Genomic DNA, 14,586 nt, shown 5'->3' with positions numbered 1-14,586 from the left:
TAGCCGTTACAGCCATCTGATTGATCAAGCGATGAATCAAGCGGTTGCAGGTGCTCCAGGCGCTTCAAGCTTCTGTCCGCCTTTGCGGAACAGCACCAGCGTGGCTATCAAGCCCAGCACTGCTGCGCCGGTCAGCCAGATGCCTGGCGCTGCCTTGTTGCCCAATTCGTGAATCAGGTAAGTACAGGCCGCCGGGGTGAAGCCGCCGAAGGTCGCGGTCGCCAGGCTGTAGGCCAGCGAGAAACCCGTGGTGCGGACTTCGACCGGCATGATCTCGGTCAGCGCAACGACCATCGCGCCGTTGTAGGAGCCGTACAGGAACGAGAACCACAACTCGACCATCAGCAGATTGCCGAAGCTTGGGTGTGCGACCAGCCACGACAGGGCAGGGTAGGCGGTGGCGATGGCCAGCACGGTCGCTGCAATCAACAGCGGCTTGCGGCCGATGCGATCCGAGAAAGAACCCATGATCGGCAGCCAGATGAAGTTGGACACGCCGACGCAGACGGTCACCAGCAAGCTTTCCAGGTCGGTCAGGTTCAGTTCGTTCTTGCCGAAGGTCGGGGTATAGGCGGTAATCAGGTAGAACGACACCGTGGTCATCACTACCAGCGCCATGCCGCCCAGCACCAGGCCAAAGTTCTGGCTGATGGAGCGCACCACTTCACGCAGTGTCGGGCGGTGCGTGCGGGCTTCGAACTCCGGTGACTCTTCCAGCGAACGGCGGATGATGAAGATCGCCGGCACAATCAGGCAGCCGATCAGGAACGGCACGCGCCAGCCCCATTCGCCCATTTGCTCGGGGCTCAGCCAGTGGTTCAGACCCACGCCCAGCAAACCGGCGAATACCACGGCAGCCTGTTGACTGGCGGACTGCCAGCTGACGAAGAAACCTTTGCGACCCGGTGTCGAGATTTCAGCGAGGTACACCGAAACACCACCCAGCTCGACGCCAGCCGAGAAGCCTTGCAGCAGGCGACCGAGCAGCACCAGCAGCGGTGCAACAACACCCAGAGTGGCGTAGCCCGGCACACAGGCAATCAGCAAAGTGCCCATTGCCATCATCGCGAGGGTGATAATCAGGCCCTTGCGACGTCCGTGACGGTCGATATAGGCACCGAGAAAGATCGCGCCCAAGGGGCGCATCAGGAAGCCTGCGCCGAAGGTCGCCAGCGACAGCATCAACGAAGCGAATGCGCTGTCGGAGGGGAAAAATGTCTTGGCAATGGCCGTGGCGTAAAAGCCGTAGACCATGAAATCGAACATCTCGAGGAAGTTACCGCTGACAACGCGAAAGATCGCTTTGCCCTTACTTGTTGTGGAGGCCATTTAGTTACTCGCTCAGGCTCGTCGGCTTGGAGTCCGTTGTCGTTGTTATCCCGTTTACATCGCCATTACGTGTGTGCGACTGGCGATGCACATTTGTAACAGTATGTGTAACAGGGCTCAAAAACAACCGTTTCGGCGATTTGCTATCACTTAACAGACGCTTGACAGGTATGACCGGTCGATGCGTGCACGGCGTACCAACTAGATGAAACCGGATGAACAGACATGCTGTATGGGAACCATAAGCCCGACACTGACCACTCAATATTTTGGTCGACCTCGTATGAGTGAAGCCCTGTCCTGGTCCGAGTGGGCCGCTATGGACGGTTTTCTGTCTTGTTTGCCAATGAAGGCAAGTCACTCTGAATGGTTTTTTTAGTGCGGGGCATGAGTTTGCGTGGGTTTTGCAGGGTTGCAGGGTGCCTGGTGCTGCTGGCGTGTGCTGGTTGCGGCCAGGAACGCAAGCTGGAGAGCTTTGGCGGGCCGGCCATGGGCAGTCACTATTCAGTGGTATACGTGCGCGCCTCCGGGCAGCCTGAACCTGAGGTCGTGCGCCCGCAGATCGAATCAATTCTGGCCGAAGTCGATCAACAGATGTCGCTTTGGCGCAGTGACTCGGATATCGAGCTTTTCAATGCATTGCCTGCCAATAGCTGCCAGACCATGCCCGAACCGGTTTTGAAACTGATCGGTGTTGGCGAGCAGCTGTCACGGGACAGTGATGGTGCGTTCGACCTGACGGTGAAGCCGCTGATGGACCTGTGGGGGCTGGGCGCTCATGCACTGTTTGAGCAAATGCCGCTGGTGCGCCAGTTGGCCCGCACTCGGGCGACGGTGGGCTATCGCGGTCTGCGTGTCGTCGGGCAGCAGTTGTGCAAAAGCGACGCTGTGCAAGTGGACCTCAACAGTATTGCCGCCGGTTATGCGGTAGATCGCATCAGTGAGCGCATGGAAAAGCTGGGGTTGCACGATTATCTGGTGCAAGCCACGGGTGAACTGAAAGTCAGCGGGCTCAAGCCCGACGGTTCGCCCTGGCGAGTAACGCTGGACGCGCCGCTCGACGATGGCAATGTCACGCAAAAAGTATTTCCGCTGAAGGGCTACGCCGTATCTACGTCGGGCGACTATCGTCGTTACGCCGACCATGACGGGTGGCGCATTTCCGATACGCTCGATGCCTTGACCGGTAAGCCGATCAGCCACAGCCTGGCGTCGGTGACGGTCATTCATCCCTCGGCGCTGATGGCTGACGGCCTCTCCTCACTGCTGTTGATTCTCGGCCCGCGGCGCGGCTGGAATTATGCGCAAGAACATAAAATCCCTGCTTTTTTTGTGATTCGTGCCGATAAGCGCTTTATCATCCGCAGCAACGCGTCGTTTGATCGTCTGGCGGTGGAGCAGCCGCGGTAAGTCAAGAGGCCGGAACTTCCGGTCAATTGCCACTCTGCACAGACAAAAATTGGCCTTCGACGCGACCAAGGGTTAATGTTCGCCGCCTCGGTGCAGCGCTAGACTGCGCCGCGTGATTTAGCCAGAGATGCCAGAGTGGCGCCTCGGTCTGTTTAAAGGAGTACGCATGGCTGTCTACAACTACGACGTAGTGGTACTGGGTTCCGGCCCTGCCGGAGAAGGCGCGGCAATGAACGCCGCCAAGGCGGGGCGCAAGGTCGCCATGGTCGACAGCCGTCGGCAAGTGGGCGGTAACTGCACCCATTTGGGCACCATTCCGTCCAAGGCTCTGCGTCACTCGGTCAAGCAGATCATCCAGTTCAACACCAATCCGATGTTCCGGGCCATTGGCGAGCCGCGCTGGTTTTCGTTTCCGGATGTGTTGAAAAACGCCGAAATGGTCATTTCCAAGCAGGTGGCCTCGCGCACCAGTTACTACGCCCGCAACCGTGTCGATGTGTTCTTCGGCACCGGCAGTTTTGCCGACGAGACCAGCATCAACGTGGTCTGCACCAACGGTGTGGTGGAAAAGCTGGTGGCCAACCAGATCATCATCGCCACCGGTTCGCGCCCCTATCGTCCGGCCGACATCGATTTCAGTCACAAGCGCATCTACGACAGCGACACCATCCTCAGCCTGGGGCACACCCCGCGTAAGCTGATCATTTATGGCGCGGGCGTGATCGGCTGTGAATACGCCTCGATCTTCAGCGGTCTGGGTGTTCTGGTCGAGCTGGTGGATAACCGTGACCAGTTGCTGAGCTTCCTGGATTCGGAAATCTCTCAGGCATTGAGTTATCACTTCAGCAACAACAACGTGATGGTTCGCCATAACGAAGAATACGAGAAGGTCGAAGGTCTGGATAACGGCGTTGTCCTGCACCTTAAGTCCGGCAAGAAAATCAAGGCAGATGCCTTGCTGTGGTGCAATGGCCGTACCGGCAACACCGACAAGCTGGGGCTGGAAAACATTGGTCTCAAGGCCAATGGTCGTGGCCAGATCGAGGTGGACGAGAACTATCGCACCAGCGTTTCCAATGTCTATGGCGCAGGCGACGTTATCGGCTGGCCAAGTCTGGCGAGCGCTGCCTACGATCAGGGCCGCTCGGCGGCTGGCAGCATGGTCGACAACGGCAGCTGGCGCTATGTCAACGACGTACCGACCGGGATCTATACCATTCCGGAGATCAGTTCGATCGGCAAGAACGAGCACGAGCTGACCCAGGCCAAGGTGCCGTACGAAGTGGGCAAGGCGTTCTTCAAGGGTATGGCCCGTGCGCAGATTTCCGGTGAGCGGGTCGGGATGCTGAAGATCCTGTTCCACCGCGAAACGCTGGAAGTGCTGGGCGTGCATTGCTTCGGTGACCAGGCGTCCGAGATCGTGCACATCGGTCAGGCGATCATGAGCCAGCCGGGCGAAGCGAACACCATGAAGTACTTCGTCAACACCACGTTCAACTACCCGACCATGGCCGAAGCCTATCGGGTAGCGGCATACGACGGTCTCAACCGGCTTTTTTAAGCGACTCCGGCCGGTGGCCTGAGCCGGCCGGGGAGACCGATTTCAGCGACTCCCGAGCGTGGCGGTGGCCAAACCGGGAAAGTCTGTAATCAGGCTGTCGACGCCGAAATCAGCGAGCCTGCGCATCAGTGCAGGCTCGTTGACTGTCCACACAGACACATGCAGGCCCTGACGCTGTGCTTTCTGCAGGCGCTCCGGGGTACACAGTGTCCAGTTCAATGCCAGAATTTCACAGCCGTAGCTTTGCGCGACTTTCAACGGGTCGAGCCAGGCGTACTCGGCCACCAGCCCGCGCGAGATGTCCGGCGTCAGGTCGAGGGCGGCGCGCAGCACTTCACGAGAGCTGGAGGTGATGGTGACCTTGTCGAGCAAGCCATGACGCTGAGCCATTTCACGAATGGCCAGCACGGTGTTGGCGGCGCGGGTGCGCGAAGCGCTTTTGACTTCCAGTTGCCAGTGCTCGAAATCGCATTGCTCGAACAACTCTTCAAGGCGCGGAATCGGGCAGGGCGAGACCCAGCCGGGGCCACCTTTGCGCGCGTCATAGGTCACCAGGTCGGCGGCCAGATGCTCATTGACCTTGCCGCGTCGGTCGGTGGTGCGCTTGAGGGTAGGGTCGTGAATGACCATCAACTCTCCGTCCAGTGACAGATGCAGGTCCAGTTCACAGCGGCGCACGCCGTGCTTGATGCATTCCTGGAAGCTGACCAGGGTGTTTTCCGGTGCTTCGCCCTTGGCGCCGCGGTGGCCGTAGATAAGGGTCACGTTTACTCCTGGCCGTTAAGGCACCCACTGCTGATATGAAATGATGAGGTGAAACCAAGCATCCCGGAAACTCAATTGCCGGATGGCTGACCCTGTTCAAGGGCCTGACGTCGATGCTGAGCCTGACGCTGCAGCACGTGACGTGCGAGCAATTGGCGTTGAGCGTCCGGCAGGTTGACGAAGTCGGTGCTGATGTCAAAACCGCCATCTGGCCGTGCATCGCACTGGCTGACCCTTGCGCGCAGCATCAGCCCTGCTGCCTGAGGCATCAGCACCATCTTGAGCGACAGCTGTTCGCCCACGGCAAAACCTTGTTGCGAATTGAATTGAATGCCGCCTTCGGACAGTTTTACCGGCTGCGGAGCGCCCAGTTTGCCCAGCGCCGTATGTGCAACCACTTCGCTCAGCAGGTCGATGCGCTTGCTCAGCGACTTGAGAAAACTGTTCAGCACCCGGTCGCGCTCGTCGAGTTGGCGCATCAAATGCTGCGATTCGAACTCGCTGACGTGCAGCTCGCTGAGCAGGTCGAACAGTGTCGAGGTGTCCTGCATGGCGTCCTGACTTGCCTGGTCGGCACCGGACAGGGGGTTAATTTCCAGTGCGACGCTGTCGTCGATACGGTAGTATTCGCGGCGTCCTGCTTCATCTAATGTCGACATGGCGAACCCAAGCTAGCGGCGGTGGTCTGAGAGTTTCGAGTGTAAAGCTGCACGTCAAGGCCCGCCACATGGACGTCCTCATTCCTGCGAACAAATTCCTACATGTTCAGACCTCTTTTTGTATTTATCGGCACGCGCTACACACGTGCCAAGCGACACAACCATTTTGTTTCGTTCATCTCCCTGACGTCCATGATCGGCCTCGCCCTCGGCGTGGTAGTGATGATAGTCGTGTTATCGGTGATGAATGGCTTCGATCACGAAATGCGTACCCGCGTGCTCGGCATGGTGCCACACGCGACCATCGAATCGGCTGACCCGATCACCGACTGGCGTGGCCTGGCCGCGAAGGTTCAGGAAAACCCGCAGGTGCTGGCCGTTGCGCCATTCACTCAGATGCAGGGTTTGCTGACCCACGACGGCAAGGTTCAGAAGGTGCTGCTCAATGGCATCGACCCGGCCGAGGAGCGCAAGGTCTCGATCATTGACCACTTCATCAGGCAGGGCCAGCTCGACAGTCTGTCTCCCGGCAGTTTCGGCATCATGATCGGCGACAAGGCGGCTGCCAAACTGGGCGTCGTGGTCGGCGACAAGCTGACCTTTGTCGCGCCTGAGGTAACTGTCACGCCTGCCGGCATGTTCCCACGCATGAAGCGTTTCGAAGTGACCGGTATCTTTCATGTCGGCGCTGGCGAAATCGACGGCTTTCTGGGGTTGACCAACCTCGATGACCTGGCTCGTCTGCACCGCTGGAAGCCCAATCAGGTGCAGGGCTTGCGACTCAAGTTCGACGATCTGTTTGCAGCGCCGCGTACCTCGTGGGAAATCGCCCAGAAGCTGGGCGAAAACAATTTCTATTCCCGTGACTGGACACGCACCCACGGCAACCTCTATCAGGCCATCCGCATGGAAAAAGCCATGATTGGCCTGTTGCTGCTGCTGATTGTGGCCGTTGCGGCATTCAACATCATTTCCACGCTGGTGATGGTGGTCAATGACAAGAAGGGCGATATCGCCATTTTGCGCACACTGGGCGCGACACCACGGCAGATCATGGCGATCTTCATGGTGCAGGGCACGGTGATCGGGGTGGTCGGCACGCTGATCGGCGCGGCGCTGGGCATCCTTGCAGCGCTTAACGTCAGTGCTGCCATCGCTGCGCTGGAAGGGCTGATTGGCCACAAGTTTCTCAACGCCGACGTCTATTTCATTGATTACCTGCCTTCGCAACTGATGGCCCAGGACGTGTTCCAGGTCTGCGGTGCGGCGTTGGTCCTGAGTTTCCTCGCCACCCTGTATCCCGCCTGGCGTGCTGCGCGCACCCAGCCGGCGGAGGCGTTACGTTATGAGTGAGTCGGGCATGTCTGATAAAGCAGTATTGAGTTGCCGCAACCTGGGTAAATCCTACGAGGAAGGCCCGGAGTCGGTCGTGGTGTTGTCCGGTCTGCAACTGGAGCTGCATCCCGGTGAGCGGGTCGCGATTGTCGGCAGTTCGGGGTCGGGCAAAAGTACTTTGCTCAATCTTCTGGGCGGTCTGGACACACCTTCCGAAGGCAGTGTCTGGCTGGCGGGCGAAGAATTGTCGGCGCTGGGCGAAAAGGCGCGTGGCCTGCTGCGTAACCGCGCGTTGGGTTTTGTCTACCAGTTCCACCATTTGCTGCCCGAATTCACAGCGCTGGAAAACGTCTGCATGCCCTTGCTGATCGGCCGTACGGCGATACCCGAGGCCCGTAAACGCTCCACCGCGTTGCTCGAACGTGTCGGCCTCGGCCATCGTCTGGCGCACAAGCCTTCGGAGCTTTCCGGTGGCGAGCGGCAGCGTGTGGCCATTGCTCGTGCCTTGATCAATCAGCCAGGTCTGGTGATGCTTGACGAGCCGACCGGCAACCTCGATCACCACACCGCGCAGGGCATTCAGGACCTGATGCGTGAGTTGAGCACGTCATCGCGCACGGCGTTTCTGATCGTGACCCACGACATGAGCCTTGCCAGACAAATGGACCGCGTCCTGCGTCTGGAAGACGGCCGCCTCGTCGAGGCCTGATTGACCCGGCCCGGCGCAATTCATCGCGTCGGGCTCTACGTTTTTATACGGTGTTTTTTCCCACGGTGCTTCGCGAATGTTCAGACCGTTACCCATCTTCATCGGCATGCGCTATACCCGCGCCAAACGCCGCAAAAGCTTCATCTCGTTCATTTCGATGACCTCGATGATCGGGCTGGCACTCGGTGTGCTGGCAATGATCGTGGTGCTGTCGGTCATGAACGGTTTCCAGCGGGAAATGAGTTCGCGAATCCTGGGCATGGTGCCGCATGCGGTTATCGCCGGTGCCACACCGGTGGATGACTGGAAACCGCTGGCCGACGCTGCGTTGAAAAATTCTGAAGTCACCGCTGCTGTACCGTTTACCGACATGGAAGGCATGCTGTCCTACAAGGGCTCGATGCAGCCGATCCAGATCAGCGGCGTTGACCCGGCGCTGGAGCATGAGGTGTCGATCGTCACTCAACACATTACGCGTGGAAGTCTTGAAGACCTGAAGCCGGGCGAATTTGGTGTGGTACTTGGCGATATAACCGCGCGCCGCTTTCGCCTGAGCATCGGCGACAAACTGACCCTGATCGTACCGGAAGTCAGCAGTGCGCCGGGCGGCATCACGCCGCGCCTGCAACGTCTGACCGTCGTGGGTATTTTCAAGGTCGGTGCCGAGCTGGACGGCTCGATGGGCTTGATCAACATTGCCGACGCCGCGCAGATGCAACGCTGGCAACCCAATCAGGTTCAAGGCGTGCGACTGGCGCTCAAGGACCTTTACAAGGCGCCTCAGGTGTCCACAGCCATTGCTGTCGGTCTGGGTGCCGGGTATCACGCCGATGACTGGACCCACACTCAGGGCAGCCTGTTCAGCGCCATGAAAATGGAAAAGACCATGATCGGCCTTTTGCTGTTGATGATCGTTGCGGTTGCGGCGTTCAACATCATTGCCACGCTGATCATGGTGGTCAATGACAAGGGCGCGGACATCGCCATTCTGCGTACCATCGGCGCCACGCCCCGGCAAATCATGGCGATCTTCATGGTCCAGGGCACGGTGATCGGTATTGTAGGCACCCTGATCGGCGGCGTGCTGGGCATTATTGCCGCGCTGAACGTCAGCAGTCTGGTCGGTTGGGTCGAGCGGGTCAGTGGTCAGCACATCTTCAGTTCCGACGTGTACTTCATCAGCAACCTGCCTTCCCAATTGCAGGGCGGCGATGTGCTGCTGATCTGCAGTGCCGGTTTTATCCTGAGCTTTCTGGCCACGATCTATCCAGCCTGGCGCGCCGCGCAGATCCAGCCTGCGCATGCATTGCGTTATGAGTGATCAGAACCGGGTCGCCCTCGTCGAGGCTGCATTGCGGCCCGCGACGGCTGCGGGCTGAAGCGGATTTTCGCTGAAAGCCCTGCGCAAACGCTATAAACTCGCCGCGTTAATTCATGATCCAGGTATCGCCATGCATCCCGCAGCCGAACACTCGCCGCTGGGCAAGTCCAGTGAGTACATCGCCACCTATACGCCATCTTTGCTGTTCCCGATCCCCCGTGCTGCAAAGTGGGCGGAGCTTGGGCTGACGGCTCAGACGCTGCCTTATCAGGGTGTCGATTTCTGGAATTGTTACGAGTTGTCCTGGCTGCTGCCGTCCGGCAAACCAGTGGTGGCCATTGCCGAGTTCAGCATTCCGGCCGATTCGCCGAACATCATCGAATCGAAGTCCTTCAAGCTGTACCTCAACTCGTTGAATCAGACCGCCTTCGCTGCCGTTGAGCAGGTGCAGGCAACCCTTGAGCAGGATCTGTCAGCTGCGGCCGGCAAGCCGGTTGGCGTGCGCATTCGCAGCCTGAGCGACATTGAGGGGGAGGGTGTGGCGACTTTGCCGGGCGTCTGCATCGACGATCTGGATATCACGGTCAGTAGCTACGATCGCCCTCAGCCTGAGCTGCTGCGCTGCGATGAGTCGCGAATTATCGAAGAGAGCGTGCACAGTCATTTGCTCAAATCCAACTGCCCGGTCACCAGTCAGCCCGACTGGGGCAGTGTAGTGGTCGAGTATCGCGGTGCGGCGCTGGATCACAGCAGCCTGTTGGCGTATATCGTCAGCTTCCGCCAGCATTCGGACTTTCACGAGCAGTGTGTGGAAAGAATCTTCCTCGACCTGCAGCGTTTGCTCAAACCGGAAAAACTGACGGTTTATGCACGCTACGTGCGCCGCGGTGGTCTGGATATCAACCCGTATCGCAGCACAGAAACGCTGGACGTGAATAATCGCAGGCTGGCGCGGCAGTAGCAGCGTCTGCCGCCAAGGGCGTGGACGCAGAGCGTCCGGAACGGCATTCCCACGCGGAGCGTGTGGAACGATAGTTGTCTGTGTCCATCAGTGCCGATGCAGCGCGTCGTTACCCACTGACTGATATTTCCAGGTTCAGGATTATCGTGCCGACGCCCCGCGTCGGCATGCATTGGGTGACGCTCTGCGTCACAACTCTACGCCTCACCATGCATCAGCGGCCGGACGCAGAGCCAGCAGAGCGGCATTCCCTAATCAGACTCCGATATTGCCCAGCGTCTGCACGATGTTGCGCAAGGTGCCAGCGATGGTCGGATGCTCCAGCTCGAAACGCTCGACGGCCAGGTTCACGCCGTCAGCCAGACTGCTGTCCTGTTCATGAGTGGCGTGTTCCAGCTGAATTTTAGTTTCGATTTGTTGCATGAGTTCGTGCAGGTTTTCCCGCTCAGACTCTGAAAGCGGCGGGTTATGCTCCAGTTGCTCGCGCAGGGTGTTGAGTTGTTCTTGCAGTTCGCGGGCGGGCATGACGTGCTCCTTGATTGATAAGTCTGTCTCATGGACTTCGCCGAAGAGCTAAAGGTCCATGATCACTCAAGACTAATCCAGTCAGTGCCTGGCTGCACGTGTATCAGGGTTTTTCACCTTTGCTGCGGCGTAATGCGATATCGGCCAGGCAGGACTCCAGATCGCCAAGGTGATCAATGACCGAGTGCACACCCATCGAATAGAGTTTGAGCGTGGCCTGCGCGCGTCGCTGCTCGCGTTCGGCGTCACTCAGTGCCTGCCATTGCGAAGGCGAAAGTCCGCACAGTGGCCCGCAAGACGCCAGGCCAATGGTCCACAGCCCGGCATTCAGCCCGGACTGCAACAGGCGTGGGTCGCCGCTGATCAGCACGCAGCCATCCAGCTGGCTGACCTTCAGGGCCATCAGCGCCATCCAGCAAGCATCCGGGGCGGGCCATTTGGCGGTTGGGCGAGGGGCGGGAATCATCCAGTCACTTACTGGCTCAGCCAGCGTAGCGCTGACGGTTTCAGGCAGCTCGTCAAGCCAGGCGCAAGGCATTCCCTGATCACGCAGAGTCCGCAGAATATCCTTTGCGCCAGGTGTGAGCTGCGTGTGCTCATGGCCTGGTGCAAGCAAGGTCGCGGCCTGTGCACCGAAGTCCACCAGACAGCCACTAAGGCCGAACAGCAGGGCGGGAAAGGTTGGCAGGGGCGTGAGGACCGGCGCGAGCATGAGGAACTCTCTGAAATATCCAGAAACGCTACCGGTATTTTGTGACACTTCAATGAATGTGCGATGACGGGGTTTATCCGGAACCCTTTGCTGACAGACCTGCCTTATTCATGACAGAAGGCTTTATACTCCCTGTCCTAGCGTGTGGGGCGTAGCACCCGCGTCATTATTTCGATATCTCGATCAGGAGTGTCAGCTATGCCCGTGACCGGTGCAGGCTTTATCAAGCGTTTGCTGCAATTGTCCCTCTGTGCCGGCATTGCGCTGGTTCCGGTAGCTGTTCAGGCCGCCGAAGATGACCCATGGGAAGGCATCAACCGCTCCATTTTCAGCTTCAACGATACCCTCGACGCTTACACGCTCAAGCCGCTGGCGAAGGGTTATCAGTACATCGCGCCGCAATTTGTCGAAGACGGTATCCATAACTTCTTCAACAACATCGGCGATGTCGGCAACCTGGCGAACAACGTGCTGCAAGCCAAGCCTGAAGCGGCCGGTGTCGACACTGCGCGTCTGATCGTCAACACCACGTTCGGGCTGCTGGGCTTCATCGACGTGGGTACCCGCATGGGCCTGCAACGCAACGATGAAGATTTTGGCCAGACACTGGGCTACTGGGGTGTGCCGAGCGGCCCGTTCGTGGTGATTCCGCTGCTGGGTCCAAGCACCGTGCGTGATGCCTTCGCCAAATACCCGGACACCTACACGTCTCCATACCGCTACATCGATCATGTGCCGACCCGTAACACGGCGCTGGGCGTGAATCTGATCGATACACGTGCCAGCCTGCTGTCTGCCGAGCGTATGGTCAGCGGTGATCGTTACACCTTCATCCGTAACGCATACCTGCAGAACCGCGAGTTCAAGGTCAAGGACGGAAAGGTCGAAGACGATTTTTAATCGACACTTTGCATCTGCATGAATCAATAAAGGCGACCCTGGGTCGCCTTTATTATTTTTTGAAAGTGTGAAGTAATTCCGCCTGCAGTCAGCGCATCGAGACGATGGAAAGCCCCAGTTTCTGTCCGCCGCCTTCTTCGTCATTGACCCACACCACCTCGGTTTCGGCCTCAAGTCCCTTGAGCGCAGGATGATCAGAGTCGATGCTCACGCTAAGCTTGTCCCCGACCTGGAATGAGCGTGGTGCCTGGACCTGCATGCCTGAGCTGGAAAGGTCAATGCATACGGCGGGAATCACCTGGCCCGCGTGGATCAGGTTGACGTCTGCTTCGACGCGCATGCGGATGTAATCCCGCTTTTCCTCGTAGTTGCGATCATTTCCACTCATGTACAGTCCTTCGTTTTAGTTGCTGATTTGTGAGTTCTTATAACTCCGGGTGATTTGCGATGTAAAGAGCGCAAAGTGAGGATAGGAGCATGCTTGAAACACCCGTCGGATGGGAGTACCGTCTGCGCCTTGAAGGGCACCTCTGAGACACGCCACGCACATCCAGTTGTCGCGTGTTATTACGGAGAGGCTAGAAGCGAATCCAGTAAGCTGGTTCCGGAAACACCGGGCCGCCTACGCCAACCTGATCTGGCGCCGTTTGCCCCCATGCCAAAAACCAGTGCCAAGCTGCTGATTATCGATGACGACGACGTAGTGCGCGCGAGCCTTGCCGCCTACCTTGAAGACAGTGGCTTCAGCGTTCTGCAAGCGAGTAATGGCTTGCAGGGAATTCAGATGTTCGAGCAAGAGAACCCCGATCTGGTGGTCTGCGATCTGCGCATGCCTCAGATGGGCGGGCTTGAGCTGATCCGTCAGGTCACCGCCATTGCTCCGCAGACGCCTGTCATCGTTGTATCCGGTGCGGGCGTGATGAGCGATGCGGTAGAGGCCTTGCGCCTCGGCGCTGCCGATTATCTGATCAAGCCCCTTGAAGATCTTGCCGTGCTGGAGCATTCAGTGCGTCGGGCGCTGGACAGGGCTCGTCTGCTCACTGAAAACCAGGTCTACCGCGAAAAGCTGGAAAAGGCCAATCGCGAACTCGAAGCCAGTCTTCACCTGTTGCAGGAAGACCAGGATGCCGGCCGGCAAGTGCAGATGAACATGTTGCCGATCACCCCGTGGTCGATTGACGAGTTCAAGTTTGCGCACCAGATCATTCCGTCGTTGTATCTGTCCGGCGATTTTGTCGATTACTTCAGGGTCGACGAACGGCGTGTTGCCTTCTATCTGGCAGATGTTTCAGGTCACGGTGCTTCATCGGCATTCATCACGGTGCTGCTGAAGTTCATGACCACGCGGCTGCTGTTTGAGTCCAGGCGCGGCGGAACGCTGCCGGAATTCAAACCGTCGGATGTGCTGGGGCATATCAACCGCGGGCTTATCAGTTGCAAACTGGGCAAGCACGTTACGATGGTCGGCGGTGTCATTGATGAAGAGTCAGGTAAACTGACATACGCCGTGGGTGGTCATCTGCCGCTGCCGGTGTTGTATTCCGAAGGGCAGGCGCGTTATCTGGAAGGCCGTGGGCTTCCGGTCGGTTTGTTCAACGAAGCGACCTATCAGGATCACGAAATCGACCTGCCAGCATCCTTCAGTCTGACCATGCTGTCTGATGGCATACTGGATCTGTTGCCCGGTGATACACTCAAAGAGAAAGAAGCCGTCCTTCCCGAGTTGGTCAAGACGGCGGGCGGCAGCCTGGATGGCTTGCAGCGGGTTTTTGAATTGGCAACGCTAGGGGAGATGCCGGATGATATCGCCTTGTTAGTGTTAAGCAGGAATCTTGAATGAGTACCGGTAGAATCCAGTTCGCCGAGCAGGAAGGCACCTTCGTTCTCAAGTTCGTGGGTGAAGTGCGGTTGACGCTGTGTTCGGCCCTGGATGCGACTATCGAGCGTATCTTCACTGCGTTGAATTTTTCGGCGGTGGTCATCGACCTTACCGAGACGCGCAGCATTGACAGCACCACGCTTGGCTTGCTGGCCAAACTTTCGATCCTGTCGCGTCAGAAGGTCGGGCTGTTGCCGACTCTCGTGACCACTCACGAGGACATCACGCGGCTGTTGCAGTCGATGGGCTTCGATCAGGTGTTCAACATTGTTGACCGGCCTCTGCCGCGGCCTGAGTGCCTGACTGACCTGCCGTCGCAGGATCAGTGTGAGGAAGTGGTCAAGGCCAAGGTACTTGAGGCGCACAAGATCCTCATGGGCCTTAACGACTCGAATCGTGAAGCCTTCCACGATCTGGTCAATGCACTGGAAGGTCAGCGCTAGGCACCATTGGCGTCTGTCCTTCTGATCACTGAACGACAGGCAGCAAAAAGGGCGACACCCGTTAAGGTGTCGCCCTT

General features: G+C 58.3%; 15 protein-coding genes. 9 read left to right on the top strand and 6 right to left on the bottom strand.

The genetic code is table 11. From position 1 onward, the window contains the following. Nucleotides 1-36: 36 nt before the first annotated feature. Complete coding sequence (locus RYC17_RS23980) at nucleotides 37-1,329, bottom strand: MFS transporter (protein WP_230018134.1); 1,293 nt, start codon at nucleotides 1,327-1,329, stop codon at nucleotides 37-39. Between the two features lie 387 nt (nucleotides 1,330-1,716). Here RYC17_RS23980 and RYC17_RS23975 point away from each other — a divergent pair, with 387 nt between their 5' ends. Together RYC17_RS23975 and sthA are read left to right on the top strand one after the other, a co-directional pair. Beyond that, a complete protein-coding gene (locus RYC17_RS23975) occupies nucleotides 1,717-2,739 on the top strand; it encodes an FAD:protein FMN transferase (RefSeq protein WP_316904593.1) in 1,023 nt (340 codons plus the stop codon). 166 nt (nucleotides 2,740-2,905) lie between these two features. Further along, nucleotides 2,906-4,300 (top strand): Si-specific NAD(P)(+) transhydrogenase, encoded by a 1,395-nt coding sequence (sthA, locus tag RYC17_RS23970; RefSeq protein ID WP_002552886.1) that lies wholly within the window; start codon nucleotides 2,906-2,908, stop codon nucleotides 4,298-4,300. A gap of 42 nt (nucleotides 4,301-4,342) precedes the next feature. On the opposite strand, the gene RYC17_RS23965 is transcribed toward sthA, so the two are convergent. Both RYC17_RS23965 and RYC17_RS23960 read right to left on the bottom strand, forming a co-directional pair. Then, nucleotides 4,343-5,065 (bottom strand): glycerophosphodiester phosphodiesterase, encoded by a 723-nt coding sequence (locus tag RYC17_RS23965; protein WP_010203821.1) that lies wholly within the window; start codon nucleotides 5,063-5,065, stop codon nucleotides 4,343-4,345. Nucleotides 5,066-5,136: 71 nt separating this feature from the next. Continuing rightward, entirely contained in the window at nucleotides 5,137-5,724 is a 588-nt protein-coding gene (locus RYC17_RS23960; protein WP_316904592.1) for a PilZ domain-containing protein, read from the bottom strand. 102 nt (nucleotides 5,725-5,826) lie between these two features. Here RYC17_RS23960 and RYC17_RS23955 point away from each other — a divergent pair, with 102 nt between their 5' ends. From RYC17_RS23955 to queF, 4 genes are all read left to right on the top strand, one after another. Beyond that, nucleotides 5,827-7,077 (top strand): lipoprotein-releasing ABC transporter permease subunit, encoded by a 1,251-nt coding sequence (locus tag RYC17_RS23955; RefSeq protein WP_316904591.1) that lies wholly within the window; start codon nucleotides 5,827-5,829, stop codon nucleotides 7,075-7,077. A 7-nt stretch (nucleotides 7,078-7,084) separates the two neighbouring features. Beyond that, nucleotides 7,085-7,768 (top strand): lipoprotein-releasing ABC transporter ATP-binding protein LolD, encoded by a 684-nt coding sequence (gene lolD, locus RYC17_RS23950; protein ID WP_011168252.1) that lies wholly within the window; start codon nucleotides 7,085-7,087, stop codon nucleotides 7,766-7,768. 76 nt (nucleotides 7,769-7,844) lie between these two features. After that, complete coding sequence (locus RYC17_RS23945; protein ID WP_058409713.1) at nucleotides 7,845-9,089, top strand: lipoprotein-releasing ABC transporter permease subunit; 1,245 nt, start codon at nucleotides 7,845-7,847, stop codon at nucleotides 9,087-9,089. A 130-nt stretch (nucleotides 9,090-9,219) separates the two neighbouring features. Continuing rightward, complete coding sequence (queF, locus tag RYC17_RS23940; protein ID WP_057401587.1) at nucleotides 9,220-10,050, top strand: NADPH-dependent 7-cyano-7-deazaguanine reductase QueF; 831 nt, start codon at nucleotides 9,220-9,222, stop codon at nucleotides 10,048-10,050. A 255-nt stretch (nucleotides 10,051-10,305) separates the two neighbouring features. Here queF and RYC17_RS23935 read toward each other — a convergent pair whose 3' ends face one another. Beyond that, nucleotides 10,306-10,575, bottom strand: a complete 270-nt coding sequence (locus tag RYC17_RS23935) for a DUF4404 family protein (protein WP_005744385.1) — start codon at nucleotides 10,573-10,575, stop codon at nucleotides 10,306-10,308. A gap of 103 nt (nucleotides 10,576-10,678) precedes the next feature. Then, nucleotides 10,679-11,287, bottom strand: a complete 609-nt coding sequence (locus RYC17_RS23930) for an HAD family phosphatase (RefSeq protein ID WP_316904590.1) — start codon at nucleotides 11,285-11,287, stop codon at nucleotides 10,679-10,681. Between the two features lie 198 nt (nucleotides 11,288-11,485). Here RYC17_RS23930 and RYC17_RS23925 point away from each other — a divergent pair, with 198 nt between their 5' ends. Then, nucleotides 11,486-12,187: a VacJ family lipoprotein gene (locus RYC17_RS23925; RefSeq protein ID WP_004659844.1), complete on the top strand. Its 702-nt coding sequence runs from the start codon at nucleotides 11,486-11,488 to the stop codon at nucleotides 12,185-12,187. A gap of 88 nt (nucleotides 12,188-12,275) precedes the next feature. Here the strand turns inward: RYC17_RS23925 and RYC17_RS23920 are convergent, their stop codons facing one another. Then, nucleotides 12,276-12,575, bottom strand: a complete 300-nt coding sequence (locus RYC17_RS23920; protein ID WP_002552896.1) for a PilZ domain-containing protein — start codon at nucleotides 12,573-12,575, stop codon at nucleotides 12,276-12,278. Between the two features lie 267 nt (nucleotides 12,576-12,842). Here RYC17_RS23920 and rssB point away from each other — a divergent pair, with 267 nt between their 5' ends. Continuing rightward, nucleotides 12,843-14,027 (top strand): two-component system response regulator RssB, encoded by a 1,185-nt coding sequence (rssB, locus tag RYC17_RS23915; protein ID WP_002552897.1) that lies wholly within the window; start codon nucleotides 12,843-12,845, stop codon nucleotides 14,025-14,027. Beyond that, on the top strand, nucleotides 14,024-14,509 hold the full coding sequence (rssC, locus tag RYC17_RS23910; protein ID WP_003315067.1) for an anti-sigma factor antagonist RssC: 486 nt from the start codon (nucleotides 14,024-14,026) through the stop codon (nucleotides 14,507-14,509). The genes rssB and rssC overlap by 4 nt, the downstream gene beginning before the upstream one ends. The last annotated feature ends 77 nt before the right edge of the window (nucleotides 14,510-14,586 follow it).

This window comes from Pseudomonas syringae group sp. J248-6 (assembly GCF_032586995.1).
Lineage (GTDB): Bacteria > Pseudomonadota > Gammaproteobacteria > Pseudomonadales > Pseudomonadaceae > Aquipseudomonas > Aquipseudomonas amygdali.
Note: the sequence above shows the minus strand (reverse complement) of the source record. Positions and strands in the feature narration are given on the sequence as shown.